26 protein-coding genes and 1 pseudogene are annotated in these 24,950 nt (G+C 46.1%); 15 read left to right on the top strand and 12 right to left on the bottom strand.

Annotated features, from left to right (window positions below):
* The first annotated feature begins 121 nt into the window (after positions 1–121).
* Together C7Y66_RS00115 and C7Y66_RS00120 are read left to right on the top strand one after the other, a co-directional pair.
* The gene (locus C7Y66_RS00115) at positions 122–376 is read left to right on the top strand and encodes a hypothetical protein (protein WP_015152526.1); all 255 of its coding nucleotides are present in this window, start codon (positions 122–124) and stop codon (positions 374–376) included.
* The gene (locus C7Y66_RS00120; RefSeq protein ID WP_106544033.1) at positions 373–699 is read left to right on the top strand and encodes a type II toxin-antitoxin system RelE/ParE family toxin; all 327 of its coding nucleotides are present in this window, start codon (positions 373–375) and stop codon (positions 697–699) included. Before C7Y66_RS00115 ends, C7Y66_RS00120 begins: the two co-directional genes overlap by 4 nt.
* Positions 700–754: 55 nt before the next feature.
* Here C7Y66_RS00120 and C7Y66_RS00125 read toward each other — a convergent pair whose 3' ends face one another.
* Complete coding sequence (locus C7Y66_RS00125) at positions 755–2,530, bottom strand: ABC transporter permease (protein WP_106544034.1); 1,776 nt, start codon at positions 2,528–2,530, stop codon at positions 755–757.
* A 66-nt stretch (positions 2,531–2,596) separates the two neighbouring features.
* Positions 2,597–3,544 carry an ABC transporter ATP-binding protein gene (locus C7Y66_RS00130; RefSeq protein ID WP_015152528.1) on the bottom strand — a complete coding sequence of 316 codons (948 nt, stop codon included), beginning with the start codon at positions 3,542–3,544 and terminating at the stop codon, positions 2,597–2,599.
* 353 nt (positions 3,545–3,897) lie between these two features.
* On the opposite strand from C7Y66_RS00130, the gene C7Y66_RS32750 reads away from it, so the two are divergent.
* Entirely contained in the window at positions 3,898–4,032 is a 135-nt protein-coding gene (locus tag C7Y66_RS32750) for a hypothetical protein (RefSeq protein WP_015152529.1), read from the top strand.
* Between the two features lie 148 nt (positions 4,033–4,180).
* On the opposite strand, the gene C7Y66_RS00135 is transcribed toward C7Y66_RS32750, so the two are convergent.
* The 5 genes and pseudogenes from C7Y66_RS00135 to C7Y66_RS00155 form a co-directional block, all read right to left on the bottom strand.
* The gene (locus tag C7Y66_RS00135; RefSeq protein ID WP_015152530.1) at positions 4,181–4,600 is read right to left on the bottom strand and encodes a type II toxin-antitoxin system VapC family toxin; all 420 of its coding nucleotides are present in this window, start codon (positions 4,598–4,600) and stop codon (positions 4,181–4,183) included.
* Positions 4,588–4,808: pseudogene (locus C7Y66_RS00140) on the bottom strand (hypothetical protein). Before C7Y66_RS00140 ends, C7Y66_RS00135 begins: the two are co-directional and overlap by 13 nt.
* Before the next feature lie 306 nt (positions 4,809–5,114).
* Positions 5,115–6,107, bottom strand: a complete 993-nt coding sequence (locus tag C7Y66_RS00145) for an ABC transporter substrate-binding protein (protein ID WP_106544036.1) — start codon at positions 6,105–6,107, stop codon at positions 5,115–5,117.
* A gap of 12 nt (positions 6,108–6,119) precedes the next feature.
* The gene (locus tag C7Y66_RS00150) at positions 6,120–8,690 is read right to left on the bottom strand and encodes a TonB-dependent siderophore receptor (protein WP_106544037.1); all 2,571 of its coding nucleotides are present in this window, start codon (positions 8,688–8,690) and stop codon (positions 6,120–6,122) included.
* Positions 8,691–8,795: 105 nt separating this feature from the next.
* Positions 8,796–9,785 (bottom strand): helix-turn-helix domain-containing protein, encoded by a 990-nt coding sequence (locus tag C7Y66_RS00155; RefSeq protein ID WP_106544038.1) that lies wholly within the window; start codon positions 9,783–9,785, stop codon positions 8,796–8,798.
* 172 nt (positions 9,786–9,957) lie between these two features.
* On the opposite strand from C7Y66_RS00155, the gene leuB reads away from it, so the two are divergent.
* The 3 genes from leuB (at position 9,958) to C7Y66_RS00170 (ending at position 12,378) form a co-directional block, all read left to right on the top strand.
* Positions 9,958–11,049 (top strand): 3-isopropylmalate dehydrogenase, encoded by a 1,092-nt coding sequence (gene leuB, locus C7Y66_RS00160; RefSeq protein WP_106544039.1) that lies wholly within the window; start codon positions 9,958–9,960, stop codon positions 11,047–11,049.
* 160 nt (positions 11,050–11,209) lie between these two features.
* Positions 11,210–11,473: a hypothetical protein gene (locus tag C7Y66_RS00165; RefSeq protein WP_015152535.1), complete on the top strand. Its 264-nt coding sequence runs from the start codon at positions 11,210–11,212 to the stop codon at positions 11,471–11,473.
* An 86-nt stretch (positions 11,474–11,559) separates the two neighbouring features.
* On the top strand, positions 11,560–12,378 hold the full coding sequence (locus C7Y66_RS00170; RefSeq protein WP_015152536.1) for an A24 family peptidase: 819 nt from the start codon (positions 11,560–11,562) through the stop codon (positions 12,376–12,378).
* Here C7Y66_RS00170 and C7Y66_RS30755 read toward each other — a convergent pair.
* Complete coding sequence (locus C7Y66_RS30755) at positions 12,348–12,509, bottom strand: hypothetical protein (RefSeq protein WP_158265832.1); 162 nt, start codon at positions 12,507–12,509, stop codon at positions 12,348–12,350. The genes C7Y66_RS00170 and C7Y66_RS30755 overlap by 31 nt on opposite strands.
* A 6-nt stretch (positions 12,510–12,515) precedes the next feature.
* Between C7Y66_RS30755 and C7Y66_RS00175 the strand changes: the two genes are divergently transcribed.
* The 5 genes from C7Y66_RS00175 to psbV2 all read left to right on the top strand — a co-directional run bounded on the left by C7Y66_RS00175 (position 12,516) and on the right by psbV2 (position 15,444).
* Positions 12,516–12,722 carry a DUF2007 domain-containing protein gene (locus tag C7Y66_RS00175; RefSeq protein ID WP_041462322.1) on the top strand — a complete coding sequence of 69 codons (207 nt, stop codon included), beginning with the start codon at positions 12,516–12,518 and terminating at the stop codon, positions 12,720–12,722.
* Positions 12,723–12,878: 156 nt separating this feature from the next.
* Positions 12,879–13,829, top strand: a complete 951-nt coding sequence (gene accD / locus C7Y66_RS00180) for an acetyl-CoA carboxylase, carboxyltransferase subunit beta (protein WP_106544040.1) — start codon at positions 12,879–12,881, stop codon at positions 13,827–13,829.
* A 296-nt stretch (positions 13,830–14,125) separates the two neighbouring features.
* Complete coding sequence (locus tag C7Y66_RS00185; protein ID WP_015152539.1) at positions 14,126–14,323, top strand: hypothetical protein; 198 nt, start codon at positions 14,126–14,128, stop codon at positions 14,321–14,323.
* Between the two features lie 66 nt (positions 14,324–14,389).
* Complete coding sequence (gene psbV, locus C7Y66_RS00190; RefSeq protein WP_015152540.1) at positions 14,390–14,881, top strand: photosystem II cytochrome c-550; 492 nt, start codon at positions 14,390–14,392, stop codon at positions 14,879–14,881.
* A 74-nt stretch (positions 14,882–14,955) separates the two neighbouring features.
* Positions 14,956–15,444, top strand: a complete 489-nt coding sequence (gene psbV2 / locus C7Y66_RS00195; RefSeq protein ID WP_106544041.1) for a photosystem II cytochrome PsbV2 — start codon at positions 14,956–14,958, stop codon at positions 15,442–15,444.
* A 132-nt stretch (positions 15,445–15,576) separates the two neighbouring features.
* Here psbV2 and C7Y66_RS00200 read toward each other — a convergent pair whose 3' ends face one another.
* The 4 genes from C7Y66_RS00200 to hisD all read right to left on the bottom strand — a co-directional run bounded on the left by C7Y66_RS00200 (position 15,577) and on the right by hisD (position 19,624).
* Complete coding sequence (locus C7Y66_RS00200) at positions 15,577–16,620, bottom strand: cyclase family protein (RefSeq protein WP_106544042.1); 1,044 nt, start codon at positions 16,618–16,620, stop codon at positions 15,577–15,579.
* Positions 16,621–16,786: 166 nt separating this feature from the next.
* Positions 16,787–17,689, bottom strand: a complete 903-nt coding sequence (truB, locus tag C7Y66_RS00205; RefSeq protein ID WP_015152543.1) for a tRNA pseudouridine(55) synthase TruB — start codon at positions 17,687–17,689, stop codon at positions 16,787–16,789.
* A gap of 46 nt (positions 17,690–17,735) precedes the next feature.
* Positions 17,736–18,164: a universal stress protein gene (locus C7Y66_RS00210; RefSeq protein ID WP_015152544.1), complete on the bottom strand. Its 429-nt coding sequence runs from the start codon at positions 18,162–18,164 to the stop codon at positions 17,736–17,738.
* A gap of 116 nt (positions 18,165–18,280) precedes the next feature.
* On the bottom strand, positions 18,281–19,624 hold the full coding sequence (gene hisD, locus C7Y66_RS00215) for a histidinol dehydrogenase (protein WP_015152545.1): 1,344 nt from the start codon (positions 19,622–19,624) through the stop codon (positions 18,281–18,283).
* Positions 19,625–19,820: 196 nt separating this feature from the next.
* Between hisD and rpsT the strand changes: the two genes are divergently transcribed.
* From rpsT to rpoB, 4 genes are all read left to right on the top strand, one after another.
* Complete coding sequence (rpsT, locus tag C7Y66_RS00220; protein WP_015152546.1) at positions 19,821–20,123, top strand: 30S ribosomal protein S20; 303 nt, start codon at positions 19,821–19,823, stop codon at positions 20,121–20,123.
* 69 nt (positions 20,124–20,192) lie between these two features.
* Positions 20,193–20,978, top strand: a complete 786-nt coding sequence (locus C7Y66_RS00225; RefSeq protein ID WP_106544043.1) for a TatD family hydrolase — start codon at positions 20,193–20,195, stop codon at positions 20,976–20,978.
* A gap of 313 nt (positions 20,979–21,291) precedes the next feature.
* Positions 21,292–21,417, top strand: coding sequence for a hypothetical protein (locus C7Y66_RS32755; RefSeq protein ID WP_255409909.1), 126 nt, complete (start codon positions 21,292–21,294; stop codon positions 21,415–21,417).
* 222 nt (positions 21,418–21,639) lie between these two features.
* Entirely contained in the window at positions 21,640–24,942 is a 3,303-nt protein-coding gene (rpoB, locus tag C7Y66_RS00230; protein ID WP_015152548.1) for a DNA-directed RNA polymerase subunit beta, read from the top strand.
* The last annotated feature ends 8 nt before the right edge of the window (positions 24,943–24,950 follow it).

A 24,950-nucleotide genomic window follows, 5' to 3' on the forward strand; every position in this document is an offset into this window, starting at 1 on the left:
ACCTGAGTTTGCACGATAGCAGCCTTTAGCACGTAAATAATGACATGACTCTAATTGCGCGAAAACTTAGCTAATTTGTTAAAATGACACGTAGAGGCTCGATATTCAAAAAACAGAGTTTATGTCAATTGTCATTTCTCTGAGTCCAGAAGTAGAAGCGCAACTGCGGGAAAAAGCAGCACAACAAGGACAAGATGTAAGTATTGTTGCGGCTGAATTGATAACTGACATTTTAAAGTGGGAGTTGCAAGACTCTGAGGAAGCTATTGCAGGTATTCAGCGTGGATTAGATGATTTTGAAGCGGGACGTTCCCGTTCGTTTCAAGAATTTGCTGAGGAACAGCGCCTTAAATACAACCTGTCAACTGATTTGTGAGTTATCGTATCGAAATTTCTAGTGTGGCAGAGGGAGAAGTAGATAGTGCATTTCTACGAATATCTCAAATAGCATCATTTGAGAAAGCAAGACAGTGGTATGAAGGGTTACTAAGGGCAATTGAATCTTTGTCACAAATGCCCAAGCGTTGTCCGCTTGCAAGAGAAGATCGATATTTTAGTCAAGAAATTCGTCAACTTATCTACGGTAAAGGTCGTAATTCGTACCGTATTCTTTTCACTATTATTGAGAATAATGAAGTGGCTACAGTTCGCATTCTCCACATCCGACATGCTGCACAACAGACTTTAGGAGAAGGTTAAAAATATATAAGGGCGCACAGATGTACGCCCCTACGAATGTATTGTAGATCGATGCTTATCCTACAGGTAAAGAAGGGCGATCGCTCATTAAAGCTTTAGTACTCGATTCACCCGCACGTTGGATCTGGCGCGTCATGCGAATCGTACAGAGAGTGACTGCACTCCACTGTCCTAATAGCGCCAAAAAGATAGTTGTATTGCTGGCTTTTTCCAATGCAAACCAAGCAAAAGGTGTAAACAACCACAAACCAGGAATTTGGTATGGCGAGATTGATAGTACGGTAAGAATGGCTGTGGGTAATAAAATGACCGCACCCAAAGCCCCAGCAATCCACAAACCTTGCTTTTGCGCCCGCATAAATGTTAAAAGTTGGGCGATCGCAGCACAGAGCAGTAACAAATTACCACCAATAACCATACTCAAGAAAGCAGGCTGTTTGTCAATCGGTTGTAAGACAAAGGTAATCCAAAGAGTTAAAGTCGTAGCAGCAATAGCTAAGTTTAGTGCGATCGCGACTATAGCTGGGCTTTTTTCTCCCCACGTCAAATCTTTGACTAGCAAAGAACTCAAGAACTTTTGACGATTGCTAACTCTTTCCCGTCGATATCTTGCCCAATCTTGTAAGGTTTGACGCTGCGGCGTGAGAGTTACAATCAAACAGATAAACAATACCAAGTTGTAGACAAGCAATTCTTGAAAGTTATGCCCGAGATTGGTTGAATATCGATATTTAGGTGTTGTAGCAGCAAATGCAACCAAGATTGCCTCCAAACTTGCCACCATCAAATAACTTTGGCTCTTGCTAAAAATGGTTTTACTAGGATTATGGAACCGACGCTGCAAAGCTTGCCAAATCCAGTACGTCCCAACCCCAAAGTTGAGAACTGCCAAACCCAATGTTGCCCACAATGCATCGCCTATAGGCAGATAGAATAGTTCTAAATCTGCCGTGCTAAGCAGCGACAAACTATAGTTTTCTAGTTCAGTTGCCTTAGCGATTTGCTCAAAAATCAAAAATGGTGAAAACAAATTTAGCCAGTCTGACGGTGTATGAAGTACAGGTTTGGCAGTGGCAATAAATAGACACACAAATGCTGCACCGCTACCTAACCAAGCTTGAAATCCACCTAGCCAAGCACTCACTAAACCAAATAGTAAAGCAGCACTGAAAAAGAAAATACAGCTAGCAACTACTAGTCCGTAAAAGCTGAAAATTAAACTTAGAGGAACGTGCGCCCCAATCCCGGCGATTAAATGCAGTGGTACAGCTAGAGCTACTACAATGTACAGTAAACTTGGTACACCCAATAGTTTGCCAATTAAAATACTTTTAGCCGATTGAGGGCTGAGGCGAATAAAATTGAGCGTGTCTCGACGTTCTTCATTAGCTAAGTCACTAATCAGCGTGTAAGTGCCTGCTAAAATGAGGGCAAAAACACCAAACTTACTGACAGTGTAAAATACATCCCACCACCACATCTGCCAATTAATCAAAAGATTTCCCGCAGCATCTGTGAGACATTCAGGTATGGAATATTCCCACTGGTCGCCAGTACATAAAGGATGACGAGTTGGCATTGACCAACCTTGACTAGCAGATGGTAATTTTGCTTGAAATATGCGAAATAAGAAAAATTGTCCCAGTAAAGAAATAACTGTCGAAATAACTAAATTGCGCGGTTTAAATCTCCCTTTAATCTCCCGCAACAACTGAGGGTTTTTATCCCCCAATTTGTCTATCCAACTTAATCTCATAAGAATAAATCTCCCGTTCTGGTAATTGGTAATTGGTAGTTGGTAATTGGTAGTTGGTCCTTTATTAGCTGTCACTTCTGAGTTTTAGCTTTTGACTTTTGACTTACCCCTAACCCCTACCCCCTAACTCCTAACCCATAGTTAAGACGCTTGCTGGTGTCCTAGTTTGAGGAAAATTGTTTCTAAGTCTTCCTGAGTACAATGAAATTCAGATAAAGGAACGCCAGCTGCAATTAGCGATCGCAATAAATCCGCACAGTCTTCCTGATTTCCAGTAAAATCTATCTGCACCCGTCCTCCTGGTAACACCTCCCATCCCGCTACGAGGGCGTGATTATTCAATTCTGCTGTTAATCTGTCGATTTCTCCCAAGGTTGTTAAGAAAATTTGCTGGCGAGCCAGCCGTTGGTATAACTGACTTAATGTTGTACTCTCCACTAGAAAGCCCAACTCCATAATTCCCACAGAAGTGCATAACTCTGCTAAGTCGCTTAAAACGTGGGATGAAATCAAAATGGTCATTCCCGCTTCTTGCAAAACCCTAATAATTTCCCGAAATTGCCTTCGGGCGATTGGGTCAAGTCCCGAAACGGGTTCGTCTAATAGTAATACAATCGGTTCGTGGATGATTGTTCTTGCCAAACTCAGGCGTTGCTTCATCCCCCGCGACAGGGTAGCAATTAAGCTGCGACGTTTTTGACTCAATTGGACGAGTTCTAAGACTTCTCGCAAGCGTTGACTGCGGCGCGGTTCTTTCAACTTGTACAGCCGCGCAAAATAGTCTAGGTAGTCCCAAACGGTGAGATCGTCGTAGAGGGGAAAATCGTCGGGTAAATAACCCAGGCGTTGTTTGAGAGTAGAATTGTCGCGATCGCCTACCAAGCGATCGCCATTGATGTATATTTCTCCCTTAGTTGGTTCCTCGGCTGCTGCTAACATCCGAATTAGCGTTGTTTTACCTGCACCGTTCGGTCCAATTAAGCCGTAGACTTCCCCAGCCTGAACTTGTAAATCGACGTCGTTCACCGCAATGTGGCGATCGAATTGTTTCGTCAGCCCACAAGTGCGAATTGCCAGTTCGTTGAGCATGGGTGCTAAGTTTGGGAGACAAAAGGGTGAGTCAGCGTCATGAACGCAACTTCACTATCGGATAGCTTAGCTTGCTTGGATCTATTTTGTCAGTAGGGTTAAATGCCGATTGTGACAAAAAAAGCCGGAAGTCGTAAGGGCGGTTTTTTTGAAGATCCCTGAAACAACAAATAATTATTCTGATAAACCCGCCCGTATAGAAGTCGAAAGTCGGAGGGTGCTGGAATTTTACATATCTAGTACAACTGCTGTATCGGATTTATCGCAGATTGCAAGAAATAGATTAACTCAGAATTTTTCATGCGACGAGATTCGATATTCAACAAACTTTTTCAACAATCTCCTACTTTGCTATGGCATTTTACTACGACCATCGAGAAGAAATCGATCTGCGGATCGCTGAAGCAGAAGCTATAGCAAAAGCAGAACGAAGTAAAAATCCTTCGCTGTTGCAAGCAAAGCTTGATGCGGCGAGAAATTATGTCTGAGTGCATTTGGTTCCATCTGGATGAAAATGTCGCTTGATTTACTACCAACCGATCGAGCCAATAATTGTAAAAGGTTCACCCCTTTGAAGTCTTAATCTTCCATCGTCGCATCAACTTCATGCTATTGAGATTGGGATGCTATTTGTGCTCAGGTCAATCTTTCAGTCGATCTCATCAATTGTGTATCGAGTTCTGAATACTGAGAAAACAAGCTGTCAATACTGGCTAGCTTCGCTTTATAAACTAGTGCTGTAGCAATAATTAAACGATCGAAGGGGTCTTTGTGAACAGGCGATCGGCTAACAGCTTGGTAAGCGATTTCGGCAGTCAGTGGAAACAAGGTAATACCTGTTGGTTCCAAAGCATCCTCAAGCCAGCGATCGACGCTACAAGGCAATTCTAGCCGCCTCCTTTGCTGTGCTAAAGCGACCTCATAGCAGGATACAGGTGAAACACCTACTTGGTCAGCAGTTTCGATCGCCTCTCGCCAGTGAGATGGAAATAGCTCGAATTCCTGGGTGACAAACCAAATCCAAATATGAGTATCTAGAACAATTACTTGAGACATTCCCAGTCTTGTTCTTCAATCACAGGACTAATCAAATCACCCAAGGTTTTACCTTTACCTGCGATTGAAGCAGGAGGAGTCCGACGCTTTACTGATGGCGTGGTATCTTCTAAAATCGTCACAATTACACGGGCAGATGATGGTTTCGGCTCGTCTGTTAACCATTTTAGTTGACCATTTTCAATCATCGCTAGTAACTTTTAAGCATTGTTATGTCAATATCTTACAAAAATTATTTTATGACCTTACGATTGAGTCTACTGACTTTATGAACTATGCTTAATATGCAAACTATCTGGTAGTTTTTCTGGTAGCGATCGCCAACGAAAAGTCAAAAGTTAAAAGTTAAAAGTCAAAACGTCTTCGATTCGCAATGGCGATCGCTGTTTGAGCGAAGCAGAAGCGGAACGGCAACGGGCAGAACAGCTAGCCCAACGACTGCGGCAGCTAGGAGAGGAGTTGTAGGGGCGATCGGCTAGATCGAGCTAGTTGAATTTGTTGTTTAGGTGTGCAGTTAAGGTTTCTTAACTAAGTACTTCTCGATATCATCCAATACGGCATGAGATGCAAAAAAATCAAAGCCGTACCAAGTATGGAAATCAACAAGATACACTCGATCGCGTTGAACAGCCTTAATCTTTGACCATAGGGGTTTGCGTTGAAAATACTCAAGGGTAGAGCGATCGTTTTCTCTGTATGTTCCAATAAAAAGAACATCGCTATCAATTTCGGCTAAACTTTCCTCAGAAATTGGTAATGCTAGCTGATTAGACACTTTAGGAGACAATAACCCAATATCGTTCAATATTGTGCCAGAAAAAGAATCTTTAAGATTAAGATATAATCCATTACTAACATGGACAAATGATGCATGAAATGGCTGACTGTAGTTTTTTTGTGGAGCGTCGTGCAAAGTCCCTAATGCCTGTTTCAGTTTTTCCACTCTTTGGTAGTAGCCTTTCAAGAGTTTGTCAGCTACTTCTGCTTTCCCAAAAACCTTTGCAGTTTCTTTCAAGTGTTGTTTCCAATCTCGTGAAATTTCTGCCCAGGGAACTAATACAGTAGGAGCAATTTGTGACAGTTGCTGGTAAATTCCTCGCATTGAAGGATCGGAAACACTAATAATAAAGTCGGGCTTAATCAGCAGAATTTTCTCTAAATTGGGCTGGCTAGAAAAACTATGTAAAGCAATGCCTTCGATTTTGTCTGCTAAATGCGGAGTAGGTTCTAGAATACCCTCTCTAGGGGACCATATTCCTGCGGCGATCGGCTCGATCCCTAAAGCAACGGTGTTAGCAAGACTCAGAACATCTAAAGCAAAAATTCGTTGAGGATTGAGCGGAACGCAGGTTTCTCCCATTGGATGTTGTACAATGCGACAATTTTCTGCTGAAGATGTTGGAGATGTGGCATCTTGGTAGCTACTTTGACTACAGGCGCAAATCAGCACAAATGTCACAATTCCCAAACATAGTAGATAGGTAAGATGGTATAGAAACCTCTTCATGAAAACCCTAACTCAAAACTCCCAGGAAATTGTTCCTTGCACGGTGAACGGCACACCAGGATGAACGCGCAAGTCATTGAAAGCACTTTCAAAATAATCAATGTCGAAGAGGTTGTTGAAATTGAGGGCAGCACGGAATACGTTTCGCTTGTAGAAGATGGCAGCATTTGTGATTAAGTAGCTAGGGACTTCAAATGTATTCTCTCTATCTCCGGCGCGATCGCCTACATAGAAAAGTCCTAAACCAAAACCCAAACCTTGCAAGTCTCCTTGTTGAATTTCATAAGTTGTCCACAAGCTAGCAGCATGAGGAGTTGATTGTTCTACACGGTTGCCTACTGGAATGACGTTATCTTCTGTGACTTCTGCATCGTTGTAAGCATAACCAGCAAAAATCTTCCACCCTGGTAAAATTTCACCTGCAAGATTAAGTTCGACGCCTCGGCTGCGCTGTTCCCCTGTTTGAACCTCGAAGCCTATATTATCGGGATCTTCGGTTGTAACGTTCGATTGGGTGATGTTATACAACGCCAATGTAGTCGAAAGCCTGTCGTTTAAATCTGCTTTAACTCCGATTTCAAACTGAGTCCCTCTAGTCGGCTCAAATTCGCTACCATCAAAGGCTTGACCGATGGATGGCTCGAACGAGCGACTGTAGTTAGCGTAGAGGGAAATAGGCGGAATTGGCTGATATAAAATACCCAAACGGGGACTAAAAGCATCTCCCGATTGATTTGTTTCTGTATCGGCGATCGAGTCTGTGTCAGTTTGCTCAAAGATATCGAATCGACCGCCTAAGAGTAGCTTTAAATTGTTTGCGATCGTCACCTGGTCTTGCAATATTAAACCAAGTTCTTCTGTCTCGTTCTTGTTATCATATTCAGACCCAGGTATGACTGCTCCAGGTGGTTGTCCGTAAATTGGATCGAATAGATCGAGGGGAGCGATTTCTCTACTTTGACCGCGAAACTCGCCACTTATTCTACCCAAATCCAAGCTAAACAATAACTGATGTTGGATTGAACCCGTTGCGAAATTACCAACAACATCGGTCGAAAGCCTATAATCGCTCTGCTCAGAACGTTCATAGAAATATTCTCTTTCCAATGTCCGATTATCAGGTAAAAGCGCAGTTTGGATAGTTCCTGCATCATCACCGAAGTAACCAGAAAAGTATCTAGTATATTGAAAAGCATTTCTGAACGACCAATTCCGATTAAATTTATGCTCTAACGTGTATCCAATTCTGGTACTTTCAGCATCAAGAGTACCTTCATTGACGTTGCGATCGCGGGGTATTTCTCCATTGGGATTAGAACGTATAGTTCCAATCAGAGGCAAACCAAAGGTGATTGAGTCAAATTTGACATCTGCGTAGCGACCTTCAAGGGTTAATTTTGTATTTTCTGTGAACGCAAAACTCACTGCCGGAGCAATTACTAGACTTGTGGTGTTGGTCAAGTCAGTGAAAAAGCCTTGATCTCGGTAAGACGCATTCAATCGATACAGGACATTCTTAGATTCGTCTAATGGTCCAGATAAATCCACTTCACCACGATAAAAATCAAAATTACCAATAGTTGCCTCGACGAAGTAGTAAGGATCGCGCAGTGGCTGTTTTGTCACCAAGTTGACTGTACCCCCTGGCGCTGATGAACCAAATAAAATCGAGTTGGGACCCAGAAGGACTTCGATTCTGTCATATCCTGTCAGGTCAGAGCCAATGCTAGAAGAATTTAATGAGTCCTTGAAACCATTCACCGTTAATGAGGGAAAAAATCCCCGAACTTGCAACCGCAATGAGTCAAAGTTAGTAGGTGCTGAGTTACGGACGCTTGGGGCATTGAGGAGCGCACTAGTAAGGTCGGCGCGTTGGTCGCGTAGCACTTCTTGGGGAATGACTTGAATCGACTGGGGAATCTCCCGCAAGGGTGTGTCGGTTCGAGTTGCAGTTGATGTATTAGGTACGTTGTACCCTGTTTCTTGTTCCCCTGTAACAACAATTTCTTTTTCCTCGTCTTCCCCTACCACTGGTTTATCAGTTTCGCCCGACGGTGCTTGAGGTTTTTGCCGCTGTGGTGTAGGAGATGCTGCACTGGCAACGCCGAAAATTAAACCCTCCGTCGGACTGTCATACAACTGAATTGCTGGTAAACCCGTCGCACCTGTCACTGTCACCCGAATATTGTTACCAGCAGTCTGAGTTACGCTGACACGAGTAATCCCACTAGCTGGGTTATCTTGACGAAACTCTTGTTTCTGGGGTAGAGCTAATACGGCATCGGGAATGTTAGCAATATATGACTTTCCTAAAGCGATCGCCCTTGGCTGGAGTGCTTTACCTTGCGGAGTCTCTAATATTACCTCAATTCCAGTTTCAGTAGGGTTGAGTCTCACACCCGTGACTTGAATCGGAGACTGGGCGAGTTGTCGATCCCCCCAACCCCCCTTAATAAGGGGGGCAATAGATCTCTCTTTTTCTTCTTTTATCCCACTGCCTATCTCTTCTGCCCCAGCAGGCTGAGCAACTAAGCATAAAACTACACTAGCCATCAACAGCGATCGCCACAGATGATTTAACATCACACCACACTAAAATTAAGAATCTTTTGCAATAGTAAGAGACTACCGAAGTCGTGGCGATCGCAAAAGATACATTGGTGGGATAGCGGGAACTTTTTTGGTGGGCTATACGGAGCATTTATGTCGCATGAGAAACTCTCTAGGGCTCACTCCAAACTGCTTGCGGAAAGCAGCAGCAAAGTGGTGGCGATCGCTAAATCCCACCGCTTTCATCACTTCTGATACTGCCATTTGTCCTGTTGTTAGCAATTGACGCGCCTGCTCCAATCTATATTTATGCAGATAGGCAAATACAGTTGTACCAAAAACCTGCCGAAATCCGCGCTTGAGCGTGTATTCATTCAGCTGTGCCTGCCTCGCTAAATCAGGTAGGGAAGGCGGCTGGTGTAGGTTTTGTAACAGCAGCGTTCTGGCGTAGTGAATCCGCTCCAAAGTTCCTGCATTTAGTGGCTTAATAGTTCGTTCTCCCTGCTGAATTTCGCTTTCTTGCCCCAAAACTAGACTGACTAACTCTAGTGCTTTGCTCTCCAGATACATTCGCTTCATAATTCCCTGAAACGGACACTGCAAGATTTGCCACATTACGCTTTCCATTGAGGGGGTAATCTTAGCAACACGGGTGTAGCGTTCGCGCTCATTAGGTCTAATGAGTTGCTGAAGTCCCACAGGCAATTGTCCGTTGGAATTACCAACAAACGATCGCAGCGTTTCGGGCTGCATGTAAACCGTCACCTCCAACGCCTTTTGCCTTGGACCATCGTTCAATTCTTTCGGCGCAAGTCCGCTACCGTAAAGCGCAAATTCTCTGTCACCAACGCTTGTCAGTTTGTCCTCATGCTGTCCAGACAGATGACAGTGAAATTTTAATCGGCTTGGGAGTTCGGGGCAATCGAGAATCAGGCGATCGCACAAACGGAAATTTGTAATTTCTAACTCTAACCCTTGACGCAGCTCGATCCACCGCATGTATCCATATCCGACTAGTTGAGGAAGTTGCCAAGTAACATCTAACGGGTCGAAAGGATCGTATTGGACAGTTTCGTTTACTTCTTGTTGCAGATCTTCCCATGCTTGCAGCGAGATGGTGATGGTCATTATATTGCTTGAGCAAGTGATATTTGCAAATCAATAGCAGATTTTTCTTAATAAGAAACTTTATTATTTAATGAGTCAGAATAGCAAGTGGAGCAGAGTATAATCCAGAATTTGCGCTCCGTTTCCCTGCTACGATAGTTAACCCGATAAGTCTTTATCCAAATCACCCAATATGTCACAGCAGCAATACCGAATCGCGCTTTTACCTGGGGATGGCATTGGTCCCGAAATCATCCAAGTAGCGGTAGAGGTGCTAAAGCTGGTGGGAGAACAACTAAATATTGGATTTACGTTTCAAGAAGCCTTAATTGGTGGTGCAGCCATTGACGCTACAGGCGAACCCTTACCAGAGAAAACATTGGAGATTTGTCGTAACAGCGATGCGGTATTATTAGCCGCGATCGGCGGTTACAAATGGGATAACTTACCGCGCCACCAGCGCCCTGAAACGGGGTTATTAGGACTGCGGGCGGGTTTAGGTCTATTTGCCAATTTGCGCCCCGCCAAGATTCTGCCACAGCTAATTGATGCCTCTTCCCTGAAACGAGAAGTCGTAGAAGGGGTAGATATTATGGTGGTGCGAGAACTGACAGGGGGAATTTACTTCGGACAACCCAAGGGCATTTTTTCCAGCGAAACGGGAGAAAAGCGGGGAGTCAATACGATGGCTTACGCCGAGTCAGAAATCGATCGCATTGGACGAGTTGCATTTGAAACAGCTCAAAAACGCAGGAACAAACTCTGTTCTGTCGATAAAGCGAACGTGTTGGAAGTTTCTCAACTGTGGCGCGATCGCATCACTGCCCTTGCCTCAGAATATCCCGATGTCGAACTCACCCACATGTATGTCGATAACGCTGCCATGCAGCTAGTTCGCAACCCGAAACAATTCGACACAATAGTTACAGGCAACCTTTTCGGTGATATTCTCTCAGACGAAGCAGCTATGCTGACAGGTAGTATCGGGATGTTACCCTCCGCTAGTCTAGGTGCTAGTGGTGCAGGAGTTTACGAACCCGTCCACGGTTCCGCCCCCGATATTGCCGGACAAGACAAAGCAAATCCTCTAGCACAAGTTCTCAGTGCTGCTATGATGTTACGCTACGGCTTAAACCAACCAGAGGCAGCCGATCGCATCGAGCAAGCAGTATTAAGAGTTTTAGACAGAGGCGATCGCACGGGCGATATCATGTCCCCTGGTATGAATTTACTGGGCTGTCGGGCAATGGGTAAAGCACTGATTGAGGAATTAACCAAAGGATGATAGGTAATTGGTTATTTGTCATTGGTCATTGGTCATTGGTCATTAGTCATTGGTAGTGATTCTTCATTGATAACTGACAACTGACAACCAAAAAGGGTGACAAACCTAGATGCACCAGCTATAACTTAAGAATAATTTTAGATAGAGATGGAGCAATTTTGTGGTATATGCTGGATCGCGGAGAACTGAAGACCCCTCTCATCCCCTAAATTACCCTGTGTTGATCGACCCTACAATCTTGAAAGTAGCTCGTCAAATTTACCGCGACTACTGCGAAACTCACGCCTCAAATGCCAAGCGCCCATCAGGAGTTGTTGTCAATCAATTAACTTATCAGGGTAAGGTTCTCTTTTCCACTCAACCGATCTTGTTACCCCAAGAACGCTTCATCCCCATCGCCCAAATCGAAGCAGAAAACCCATAAGTTAAGTCGTAAGTTGTAAGTCGTAAGTCGTAAGTCAGAACTTACTGCACTCTTACCCCTTACCCTTGATTCCTTACCCCTCATAAATGGATACTCTCCTTGCCATACCAGTTGCAGTTATAGTTTTTGCTCTTGGAGCGTCTATTGGTAGCTTCATCAATGTTGTAGTTTATCGCGTACCAGCAGGGTTATCCGTTCTCTATCCGCCTTCTCGCTGCCCTCATTGCTTGCATCGGCTAGGAAAAGAAAATTTACCAGTGCTAGGGTGGCTGTTACTGCAAGGGCGCTGTAAGTACTGTAGAAATCCAATTTCCATTCGCTATCCACTTATTGAAGCAGTCACGGGACTGCTATTTCTATCAATTTTTTGGACGTTTGATATTTCAGCTCAAACCCTCGGTTATTGGGCTTTTGCCAGTTGGTTGCTGGCACTATCGCTGATCGATCTAGATACGATGACATTGCCCAACCCCCTAACACAATCGGGATTAGTTCTGGGTTTGATATTTCAACTAGCTATGGGTTATTTAGTTCAAGGCACTTGGGCAGGAGCAATTCATCAACTCATGGCTGGTGCGATTGGAACTGTATTGGGAATTTGGTTGTTTGATGCCATTATCATCGTGAGTTCCATCTGTCTCGGACAAACCGCAATGGGTGGAGGGGATGCGAAATTAGCCGCCATGATGGGTGCTTGGTTGGGCTGGAAATACTTACTCTTATCGGGTTTTCTGGCTTGTGCTTTGGGTGCATTTGTCGGCGGAGGCGCGATCGCCCTTGGGATACTCCATCGCCGCCAACCAATGCCTTTCGGTCCCTTTCTCGCCCTCGGCGCAGTCATCACCGTGTTTGCTGGTGAAGCCATTCTTTCGACTTACTTCCGGTTGATGTTTCCTACTATGTAGGGAGTTGGTAATGGGTAATTGGTAATTGGTAATTGGTAATCGCTCACCTGCACGCAAAGCTCACTTGCCCCTAGCCTCCTCAGCTGCCGATCGTGAGAGCGATCGCTCCTAGCCCCTGATTCTGGTAACATGATCTTGTGAACTGGATGACGCTAAGGACGACGAGTTGGCGCTGGGAAGCAGAACTGATGCAACAGCTCTTAGAGGCGCATGGCATTCCAACACGGATATTAGATTTGGGTAGTACAAGCTATTTTGGTGCAGGCAGTCCTGCCGCTTTGCAAGTCTATGCAAAGGATCGGTGGACTGCCTTACTGCTATTGAGTCCAATTGAAGAGGAGTAAAGTAGCACTAAAAAATGTCAGAATATCTAAGTTTAAGTTTAATAACACGAGAGTAACTAAAGTAACCAAAATAAGGTATCGAAGTTACAGAAACTAGAAGTGTAGGGCATAAACGCTGTTTACAAATTTCATAACTGGTAGAAGATCGAGATAAACATGGCTACTAACGACGAATCTCGCGGTTTAATGTCTTTACTTGACTGGTTTGCCAATCGCCGCAAATCTGGTTCTATTAGTCAAGAACGGCACGAGCGTGACATTGCTGATGGATTGTGGAATAAATGCCCTGAATGCGGGGTTCTGGCTTACAACAAGGATTTGATGGCAAATCAAATGGTTTGTTTGGAATGTGGGCATCATATGCGGGTAGATAGCAACGAACGTATCCGCCAGTTGATCGATGCCAACACCTGGAAGCCAATTGATGAGAATTTGCGTCCCGCCGATCCACTACAATTTCGCGATCGCAAAGCCTATAGCGATCGCCTGCGGGAATATCAAGAAAAAACTGGTTTAAATGATGCCGTGCAAACAGGTTTCGGTAAAATTGACGGTTTACCAGCAGCCCTTGGCGTGATGGATTTTCGCTTTCTCGGCGGTAGTATGGGTTCGGTGGTAGGTGAAAAACTCACCCGTTTAATTGAACAAGCAACCCAGAAGCGATATCCTGTAGTAATTGTCTGTGCCTCTGGTGGTGCGAGAATGCAAGAGGCAATGCTCAGCTTGATGCAGATGGCAAAAATTTCCGCCGCCTTAGAACGTCATCGCGCTGCCCAATTGCTATATATTCCAGTATTAACCAATCCAACGACTGGCGGCGTCACAGCGAGTTTTGCCATGTTAGGCGACATCATCTTGGCAGAACCAAAAGCAACAATCGGTTTTGCCGGACGACGGGTGATCGAGCAAACCCTGCGTCAAAAACTCCCAGATAATTTCCAAACGGCTGAAGACGTACTAGAACACGGTTTCGTCGATGCGATCGTTCCCCGCACCCAACTTAAGAAAACTTTGGCTCAGTCGATCGCCCTACATCAACCACTTACTACTGCTCCAAATCTGGTACATCTAGAAGGCATAGCTCTTAGTTCGAGTATTTCTGGCTGAAATAGGAGCGAGGAGCGAGGAGTGAGGGCAGGGGAAATCGCTCCTCTCTATCTCTTCAATACCAATCGTTGCCATACTGAATGTGGCATGAGTGTATACTGCAACCCAGTAAGTTTACAATTTTTTACATAAAATTCATAAACTAGCCCTTTCCTTCGTCCCTCGCTCCTCACTCCTCGCTCCTCGCCCCTCCTATCTCTTCAAGGTTTAGGAAACAAATTGTGCAGTGACATGGTATTCATACATAATTAGAGCGTCTGTCTCAATCTCTAATTGTTTCTAAACAATCGTTCATTATGGGTTTTGCCGATTTGTCCATTGCAGAAATCGCAGCGGACTATAACCTTCCCGCAGTGGAGGTCATGGTTTTGTGCGATCGCTTGGGAATAGCTTATAAAAATCCTCAGACCCGTCTAGCTTTGGAAGATGCTAAGGCAGTTATCAGTCAAATTTTGTCTCAAAGGCAAAGCTCTGAGGCTAGCGATCGTCAGTGAAATCGAACTAGAGATTGAGCAAACCGGAACAAGTGCTGTGTTGAGCGTCCAAATTTTAGGAGAACCATGTTCAAAAGATTAATCGGGCTAGTAATGGCGACTGTGATGTTAGCATTTGGGCTAGTTGTTGGCAGCGCCGCCGCAGTTGAGATGAGCGAAGCTATCCGTACAGTGCCACTGAATGACAGTGGTGACACTACAGTACTGAGCCTCAAACAGGTGCAGGAAGGCAAACGCCTATTTAACTACGCCTGCGCTCAGTGTCACGTTGGTGGTGTAACCAAGACTAACCAAAACGTCGGGCTAGACCCGGAAAGTCTAGCCGGAGCTTCTCCATCCCGCAACAACATTGAAGGGTTGGTGGATTATATGAAAAATCCTACTACCTATGACGGAGAGGAGGAAATCGCCGAAATCCATCCCAGTATCAAGAGTGCGGATATTTACCCAGCGATGAGAAATTTACGGGATGAGGACTTAACAGCGATCGCCGGACATGTTCTGCTTCAACCAAAGATTTTGGGTGACAAGTGGGGAGGCGGCAAAATTTATTATTAAGTTGTTTGTCATTTGTCGCGTGTTGTTTGCCATAAACTGGTGACTCATGACTGTTAACCATTGACTATGAACCAATGACCTATCGTTTGTTTGGCTGTCTGTTTTTTTCTCTCATAGTTTGCCTGGGAGTGCTACTGCTGCCAAGTACTCCTGCTCAAGCTGCGATTGACTCCTACGTGGCTCGGTATTTACATGTCACTGAGCCAATCGATTTGGAAGTGAGCGATCGCGAGACTCGTTCGTTTTCACCAGAAGAAATATCCCAAGGGAAGCAGTCTTTTTCACAAAGCTGCCAGACTTGTCACGTCGGTGGTAGCACCATATCATTTCCAGAAGTTTCACTCTCTTTGGAAAAGCTGAAAGGAGCCATGCCATCGCGGGACAAGATTAACGGTTTAGTTGCTTATATGCGTAAACCAATGACTTACGACGGCAGCGAGGAAACTTACTGGTGTCGCGAAGTCCCTGAAAGCTGGTTGACACAAGCACAAGTGGAAAATCTAGCAGCTTTTATTTTGACAGCAGCCAAAAAAGCTCCTGGCTGGGGTACAGAAACCTTCTAATTTTGTAGAAGTCAGGAGACAGAAGACAGGAAAAATTTAAACATAGGCAGTATAAGGGGTGTTGTGTCCGCTTTACAGTAGCGGTGCAATGCCCCTTATTGTTGGAATCAGCAGATTGTCAATATAAACTGCTTAACGCGGTAGTATTGCAAACGAATTAACTGCAGCTCCTGTCGCACCTCTGATTCTAGGTGGATTCAGGACTAAAGGAAACTCGTAAACGCCCTCTTGAGCCAATGCTTGTGATAACTCTTCTAGATTTAAATTTTCTACAATGTAGATTCCGTTATCTGCAATTAGCGTGCGATGCACTGGAAAGACCGTTCCTGTGGCGGGAAGCACCTCAAAGACTAACTGATCGTCCCCTACCAGAAAAACTTTCTTCTTCGCCAGCCAACGAGCCGCTGCTTCGCCTGGACCTGGAAGAGGTTCTGAAAACTTTGTCGGTTCGGTGTTGAAAAACTTCCCATAGCCAGTCCTAATTAATACTGAGTCACCCGATTGAATTTCAACTCCTTCCGCTCGCGCCGTTGCTTCTAGGTCTGCGACAGTAATCTCCTGTCCCGCTGCAAGTGTCTCCACTCCTTTGAAACGGGCAACATCCAGTAAAACTGCTCGGTTGACAAACTGCTCTTTCGGGTAGGCTTCGACTCCTAGCTTTGTCAGTCCTAGATCGCTTTCGCTAGTTACAGCATCTATGTCCCCAAATAGCTTGAGATTATTTGAAATATGACCGATCGCATCGATAGTGGGTGCGCCATGTTGTCCGCTAAAATCCATCTTATCTGTGGCAAAGCCAATCCCACCCGAAACCGTACCAAAAGTCTGAGTGTGTCTCGCTAATAGACTAATTGAGTAAGGGGTATTTGTCGGAAACAACGGCGAATTAGTATCCCAAGTGAAATTCAGTTCAATTATTCTAGCTGCACTCACCGATTCAATCAGTCTATCGAAAGCTTTTCGACGATTTTTCGCCCGACTCTCTTGTTTTGTCAAAACAGGCAGAGAGGCAAAAAAGTTGTTTTCATTGTTTACCCCTTCATCAAGGGCAATGCGATCGCTTGTCACAGAACTGACTCGTTGTGGCTGAGTTGTAGCGGCTACCACGAACGAGTGAGTCAGAATTACGCCAGCAGAAAGAATCAATATCCCAATCAAAAACAGATATCGCTTCATAAAAATTAGCTGATTTAGATAACGCAGTAACTCTGTATTAGAGTAGCTAGATTATTCCATATATCTTGAAAAAATACCGTGTTTCTAAAAGTAGTTCTCAATCTCCTCATAGAGATATCTAAAGTTTAAGCCCAGGGTAGACTGATAACTGATAATCGATCGCCGACTATGAGGGAACAAAAACTATTTGGGGAGCTAACAAACATACATCATCCGTTTGAACTAAACGCCCGATACCCAAAAAGCGATCGCCCTCATCTTCAACTCGTAAACAAGTATCGTTTGTCATGGTAACGGGAACTTCTGGGTAGGGAATTTTTTGACCCAAGCACCACTTACGCGCAACTGGCTCAGATAAATTAACGCTAGGAAGATGCTGTAAAGCTTTAGCAGGAGGAATAGGCTCGAATGTGCCTTGCTCTATCTGTGTGGCTAATTCATCTAAACTGAGACTTGCAGCAATTTCAAAACCGCTGCTACGAGTACGAGTTAATGCTGCTAGCGTTCCACCAGTACCTAACGCCGCACCTAAGTCCCGCGCGATCGCCCGAATATACGTTCCCGCACCACAAGCGATCGCTACTTCTAATTTGGGAAAATCTCCGGCTTGCCAATCTAAAATTTCGATCTTATATACCTCTACCGTGCGCTCTGGCACGTCTACTTCCTCTCCTGCTCGTGCTAGGTCATACAACCGCTTTCCCCCTACCTGGATGGCGCTGTATTTGGGTGGTATTTGGACGATTTTGCCTTGAAATTGTTTTAATCTTGGAACGATCTGCTCTAGGCTTAGATCTGTTGCTGGCTGGGAAGTCAGGATCTCTCCTTCTAAATCGTCAGTTGTGGTTGTGATGCCAAGTTGAATCGTAGCTCGATAAGCTTTATCTTGAGGCAAAAACTGTAATAACCGCGTAGCTTTGCCAACTGCGATCGGCAAAACGCCACTAGCCGCAGGATCTAGCGTACCTCCATGCCCTACCCGCGACGTATGCAACAATCGCCTGACCCGCGCCACGCAATCATGAGAAGTCCATCCTAGCGGTTTGTTTAAATTAATAAATCCTTGCACGAATTAGTTGTCAGTTATTTTAGTGACTTACGACTTACGACTGCTCTTACCTAGCAGGTTTGACTACTAATACAGAACAAGGAGCATTTTCCACAACTTGACTGCTGACAGAACCTTGGATAATTCTCTTTACTCCAGTTAAGCCGCGACTGCCGATCGCAATTAGGTCAGCTTGATAAATGTTTGCTAACCGAATAATTTCTTCAGCCGGATCGCCCGTAACGATCTCGATGATGCTTTCTCCTGGTATTTTTGCTTGGTAAGATTGCAGTTGCTTTTCTATTTGTAAATAGGGTAGTCCTTCCGCTACGGCTTGGGGGCGATCGCTGACAACTTCTTGACTTAACTCGACCGCAGGGACGACATGCGCGAGAACCACCTTTGTCGTCTGCTGGAGTTGCAGTTCTTCCAAACTCTGAATCACTCGTTCCTGAATTTCCGAACCGTCAAGAGCCACTAAAATCGTCTTTAGCACCGCCAAACCTCCCATACTACAGTTACCAGTTATCAGGTATCAATTCTCAGTTCGCAGTTCTCAGTAAATCGTGGTGCGCGGTCACTGGTGACTGTTTACTGGTCACTGTTCGCTGGTCACTGTCCATCCTTTTCACCAGTTCCGATTTGCCAATCTCCCGCCTGCAAATCTTGCATTCGCAACCGCACAGAATCAGCGTGAGAAGGCAGTCCTTCGGTTGTTGCGAGGGTATCAATTGCCCCTGCAACTTTTTGGAGTGCTTCCGGCGTGTACTGAATCACACTAGAGTGTTTGAGGAAAGTTTCTACCCCCAAAGCGGAAGCATAACGAGCAGCACCAGAAGTAGGTAACGTGTGGTTGGGACCGGCTAAGTAGTCTCCTACAGCTTCAGGGGTAGAATTACCCAAGAAAATCGCTCCTGCATGGCGGATCTGCTCTAACAGCGCCCAAGGATCGGCTACTTCTAATTCTAGGTGTTCGGGGGCAAACTCGTTCGATAGTTGAGCCGCAGTATTGAGCGAGTCCACGACTGCGATCGAACCATAGTGGGCGATCGCTTTTTCCGTCAGCGTCCGGCGCGGGTGATTGACTAACTGGCGCTCGACTTCTGTTTGAACTTGCTTAGCCAAACTCGCATCTGTCGTTAACAATATTGCCGCTGCCATTGGGTCGTGTTCTGCCTGGGCTAACAAGTCGGCAGCAACGTGGACGGGGTTAGCCTGTTCGTCGGCAATAATTAGGACTTCCGAAGGTCCGGCTAAAGAATCGATTCCCACCGTACCGTAGACGAGTTTTTTCGCTAGCGTCACGTAAATATTACCAGGTCCCGTAATCACATCGACTTTCGGCAGTGTTTCCGTACCGTATGCCAAAGCCGCGATCGCCTGCGCTCCCCCGACGCGATAAATTTCTTCAATTCCTGCCTCCTGAGCCGCCACTAGCACCGCCGGATTCATGGTTTTTCCCATCCCTGGCGGAGTGACGATGACACAGCGCTTCACCCCAGCCACTTTTGCTGGAATTGCGTTCATCAACACCGTACTGGGGTAGGCAGCTCGCCCTCCAGGGACATACAGCCCCGCGCTATCCACTGGGGTGTATCGCTTACCTAATACCACCCCGTCCTCGTCGAAATGTACCCAAGATTTAGGGACGCGCTGGCGGTGAAATGCCTCGATCCGCCGACAGGCGAGCTGGATAGCGCTGAGTAATTCTTGAGACACCTGTTGGTAAGCCGCATCCAGTTCCGAGCCGCTCACGCGCAGGTCTTCTGGTTTCAGCGTTTGTTGGTCAAATTCTTCAGTGTAGTGAATTAAGGCGCGGTCTCCTTGGCGCTTCACGGTCTGAAGCACCTCCCGAACCGTCGCTTCCTTATGAGCCACTTGTTCGTCGTGGGTGCGATCGCAGATCCGCTGGAGTTCGGCTCTTACCTCAGCCTGCTGAGTGATGATTCGCAGCATGGAGTTCGGGATGCTAATCTAGGAATTGCCTGCTGGGGAACAAAACTATACTATATCCGCCTGACGGCGATTATGGTTTATTTGTTCTTGCTTCTCTAGCTTAACCTGGATTTTTAGTAGAATCGCAATCTTGTCAATCTAGGTGCTATATTAGTACATCTAGGATTTTGTCTAATTTACGTTCCCTAACTTAACTGTGGCTAATACAAAGTCTGCTATCAAGCGCGTTCAAATTGCCGAGCGTAATCGGCTGCGGAATAAAGCATATAGCTCAGCAGTCAAAACGCTGATGAAAAAGTATTTCAGTACTCTGGAAGCTTACGCCGCCAATCCTACTCCAGAGCTGAAGCAAGAAGTCCAACAACGGATGTCGGCAGCATACAGCAAAATCGACCGAGCCGTAAAGCGGGGCGTACTCCATCGTAATAATGGAGCTAGGAAAAAATCCCGTCTGGCTAAGCAACTCAAGCAGTACGAAATGGCTAAAACTAGTGGTTAGTGGCTAGTGGCTAGTGGCTGGTTTTAAGTACTTGCTACTCCCTACGACCCGAATCCCTACTCCCTAGTTATGCAATTGATCGACTCTCACGTACATCTCAACTTCGACGTGTTTGAACCGGATTTGGCAGCCGTGCGATCGCGATGGCAAGCAGCAGGAGTCGTACACTTGGTTCATTCCTGTGTCGAACCAGCAGAATTTGCCAGCATCAGCGCGATCGCGCAGCAATTTCCTGAAGTCAGCTTTGCCGTGGGGTTACATCCACTAGATGCCCACAAATGGACGGAGAGTATGTCAACAGAAATTTTGTCCTTGGCGTGTAGTAACGATCGAGTCGTGGCAATCGGCGAGATGGGACTGGATTTCTATAAAGCAGAAAACCAAGAGCAACAGCGAGAAGTATTTGAAGCGCAATTGGAGATCGCAGCTACCCTCAACTTACCTGTTATTATCCATTGTCGGGAAGCAGCCGCACAAGTTAGAGAGATATTACAGTTGATGAAGCAGCGTCACGGCGAGAAAATTCGCGGGGTCATGCATTGCTGGAGCGGAACTCCAGAGGAAACTGCCTGGTTTCTAGATTTGGGGTTTTATATAAGTTTCAGCGGCATTGTCACGTTTAAGAATGCTCGTACCGTTCAAACAGCAGCACAGATGGTAAGCAGCGATCGCCTGTTGATTGAAACTGATTGTCCGTTTTTGGCTCCAGTTCCCAAGCGAAAAGAGCGGCGCAACGAACCGGCTTTCGTCTGGCATGTTGCTGAGTTTCTGGCTCACCTGCGCGGGGTTGAACTAGAAGAGATTGCAGCTCAAACAACGGCTAATGCTTGTCAACTATTCGGTTTGTCGGCGTGAATTAGCGATGAGAACAACGGCTCGGATTCGCTACACCTGCTGTCATAGGTATATTAAAAACGCCATAATGGTTAAGGAGCATGTATGAAACAATTTTTTAGCCCACCGCACAAAAGTTGGGAATATACATCATTACGCCGCCTCAACGTAAATTTTTGCTCTTACCCCTTGACAAAACATAGGTGAGAAAATAAGAGAAATTATTCTTTCGCTGTAGCAACCGGAATCTGCCGTCCCTACGATCTAATGAGCCAGAATAGACTGCTGTTTTCTTGTAACTGTCAAGTATTTGGTTTCCTGACTCAGAACACTTTTGATTTTTGCTTACGCGATCGCCTCAACGGGAAATTCCGTCAACGGCGATCGTTTAGCTGTTGTCTGCTTGATGGCTCGAGAACAGTTTAGAAATACGACTCTCGTAAAAGAATTCGGAATTTAGAACTATATGGTATACGGTACAAGCCTCTAGATTCATTCACGGAAAACCAGAAGATGCATAGCATCGACAATCCCTCCCCCACATTTATAACTCCATTCCAGTCTTGGGATTACACCCAGTCGAGGAAATAGCGTGGGTGAGATAACAATTCCGAATTCCGAATTCACAATTCCGAATTCGAGACGATCCGCCAAACACTTTCACTAGCGAGCTTCAAGACGCATGACTACAGAGATATCTAAAGAATCTACCTCCTACTTGCTGCCCGACTTGATCGAAATTCAAAAAGCTAGTTTTCGGTGGTTTTTAGAAGAAGGCTTAATTGAAGAACTCAACAGCTTCTCACCAATTACCGACTACACGGGCAAATTAGAACTGCACTTACTAGGTCAAAATTATAAACTCAAACAGCCTAAATACGATGTAGACGAAGCCAAGCGTCGCGATGCTACATATGCCGTACAGATGTACGTACCGACACGCTTGATCAATAAAGAGACAGGCGAGATTAAAGAACAAGAGGTTTTTATTGGCGACCTGCCCCTCATGACCGATCGCGGTACGTTTATTATTAACGGCGCAGAACGGGTAATCGTCAATCAAATCGTGCGATCGCCTGGAGTCTACTACAAATCGGAACTCGACAAAAACGGTCGTCGCACCTACAGCGCCAGTTTGATTCCTAACCGAGGCGCGTGGCTGAAATTTGAAACCGACCGGAACGATTTAGTTTGGGTACGCATTGATAAAACTCGTAAACTGTCGGCGCAAATTTTGTTGAAAGCACTTGCCCTGACAGATAATGAAATTTTTGATGCCCTGCGTCACCCAGAATATTTCCAAAAAACGATCGAAAAAGAAGGGCAGTTTTCTGAAGAAGAAGCCCTGATGGAATTGTACAAAAAGCTACGTCCTGGCGAACCACCAACGGTATTGGGCGGTCAACAGCTCCTCGACTCGCGCTTTTTCGATCCCAAGCGCTACGATTTAGGGCGCGTCGGACGGTACAAACTGAATAAAAAGCTGCGCTTATCGATCCCCGATACGACGCGGGTACTGACACCAACAGATATTTTGGCAGCGATCGACTACCTGATCAACTTAGAGTTCGACATGGGTAACACCGACGATATCGATCACTTGGGCAACAGACGAGTCAGAAGCGTCGGCGAGTTGCTGCAAAACCAAGTCCGCGTCGGCTTAAACCGCTTAGAACGGATTATCCGCGAACGAATGACCGTCTCGGATACAGATAACCTCAGCCCGACTTCATTGGTCAACCCCAAACCCCTGGTCGCTGCGATTAAGGAGTTTTTTGGCTCCAGCCAACTGTCACAGTTTATGGATCAGACCAACCCCTTAGCAGAATTGACTCACAAGCGCCGCCTCTCAGCCCTCGGTCCTGGCGGATTGACGCGAGAACGGGCGGGTTTTGCCGTGCGAGATATTCACCCCTCGCACTACGGGCGTATCTGCCCGATTGAGACTCCAGAAGGTCCCAACGCGGGTCTGATTGGTTCTTTGGCAACCCACGCCAGAGTTAACCAATACGGCTTTTTAGAAACGCCTTACCGCGAAGTGAAAAACGGGCGAGTCTTGTACGATGGCGCTCCTATTTACATGACAGCCGACGAGGAAGACGATTTTCGCGTCGCACCTGGGGACGTGCCGATCGACGAACACGGTAACTTGCTGGGCGCTCAAGTCCCCGTGCGTTACCGCCAAGACTTCACCACCACCACCCCCGACCAAGTGGACTACGTGCAGGTGACACCAGTACAAATCGTCTCTGTTGCCACCAGCTTGATCCCGTTCTTGGAACACGACGACGCTAACCGCGCCCTGATGGGTTCTAACATGCAACGGCAAGCGGTTCCCTTACTCAAACCGGAGCGACCCTTAGTTGGGACGGGGCTAGAAGCACAAGCAGCGCGGGACTCTGGGATGGTAATCATCAGCCGTACTGATGGTGAAGTCAGTTATATCGATGCCACCCGCATTCGCGTCCGTGCTGCTAATGGGAGCGAAATTGAATACCAAATGTCCAAATACCAGCGCTCCAACCAGGATACCTGTCTCAACCAGCGCCCGCTCGTCCGTAAAGGCGATCGCGTTGCTGCCGGACAGGTAATTGCTGATGGTTCCTCAACTGAGGGCGGTGAAATTGCTCTGGGACAAAATATTTTAGTTGCCTATATGCCTTGGGAAGGCTACAACTACGAAGATGCAATTTTGATCTCGGAACGGTTGGTACAGGAAGACCTGTATACCTCAATTCACGTTGAAAAGTATGAAATTGAGGCACGACAGACCAAACTCGGACCCGAAGAAATTACCCGCGAAATTCCCAATGTTGGGGAAGATGCCCTGAGACAGTTAGACGAACAAGGAATTATCCGCGTTGGCGCTTGGGTAGAATCGGGCGATATCTTAGTTGGCAAAGTTACCCCCAAAGGTGAATCTGACCAACCACCAGAAGAAAAACTGCTACGGGCAATTTTCGGTGAAAAAGCGCGGGATGTACGCGATAACTCGCTGCGCGTACCCAACGGCGAAAAAGGTCGTGTAGTAGACGTGCGCGTGTTTACCCGCGAACAGGGGGACGAACTACCCCCTGGCGCTAACATGGTCGTCCGCGTGTATGTCGCTCAAAAGCGCAAGATCCAAGTTGGCGACAAAATGGCAGGACGACACGGCAATAAGGGAATTATTTCTCGCATTTTGCCTTTAGAAGATATGCCATATTTGCCAGACGGCAGACCCGTTGACATCGTGCTGAATCCATTGGGCGTACCTTCCCGCATGAATGTGGGACAAGTGTTTGAGTGCCTCTTAGGTTGGGCGGGGGCTAACTTGGGTCTGCGGTTTAAGCTAACTCCATTCGATGAAATGTTTGGTGAAGAAGCATCGCGATCGATCGTTCACGGCAAATTGACGCAAGCCAGAGAAGACACCGCTCAAGATTGGATGTACGACCCAGAAAATCCGGGGAAAATCCAAGTATTCGACGGCAGAACGGGAGAACCATTCGATCGCCCGATCACGATTGGGATGGCTTACATGCTGAAACTGGTACATTTGGTAGACGACAAGATTCACGCTCGTTCAACAGGTCCTTACTCCTTGGTGACGCAACAACCCTTGGGTGGAAAGGCGCAGCAAGGCGGTCAGCGATTTGGCGAAATGGAAGTGTGGGCGCTGGAAGCATTCGGCGCTGCCTATACCCTGCAAGAGCTGCTAACGGTGAAATCCGACGACATGCAAGGACGGAACGAAGCCTTAAACGCGATCGTCAAAGGCAAGGCTATCCCTCGACCTGGCACGCCCGAATCTTTCAAGGTATTGATGCGAGAGTTGCAATCTTTGGGGCTAGATATTGCCGTGCATAAGGTAGAAACTCAAACTGACGGCAGTACCTCTGATGTCGAAGTGGATCTGATGGCAGATCCGGCTGGTCGCCGCACTCCTTCCCGTCCTACCTACGAATCTCTCAGTCGCGAATCGTTGGAAGAAGAAGAAATTTAGTGGTGAGT

Source organism: Chroococcidiopsis sp. CCALA 051, assembly GCF_003015105.1.
Taxonomy (GTDB): Bacteria; Cyanobacteriota; Cyanobacteriia; order Cyanobacteriales; family Chroococcidiopsidaceae; genus Chroococcidiopsis; species Chroococcidiopsis thermalis.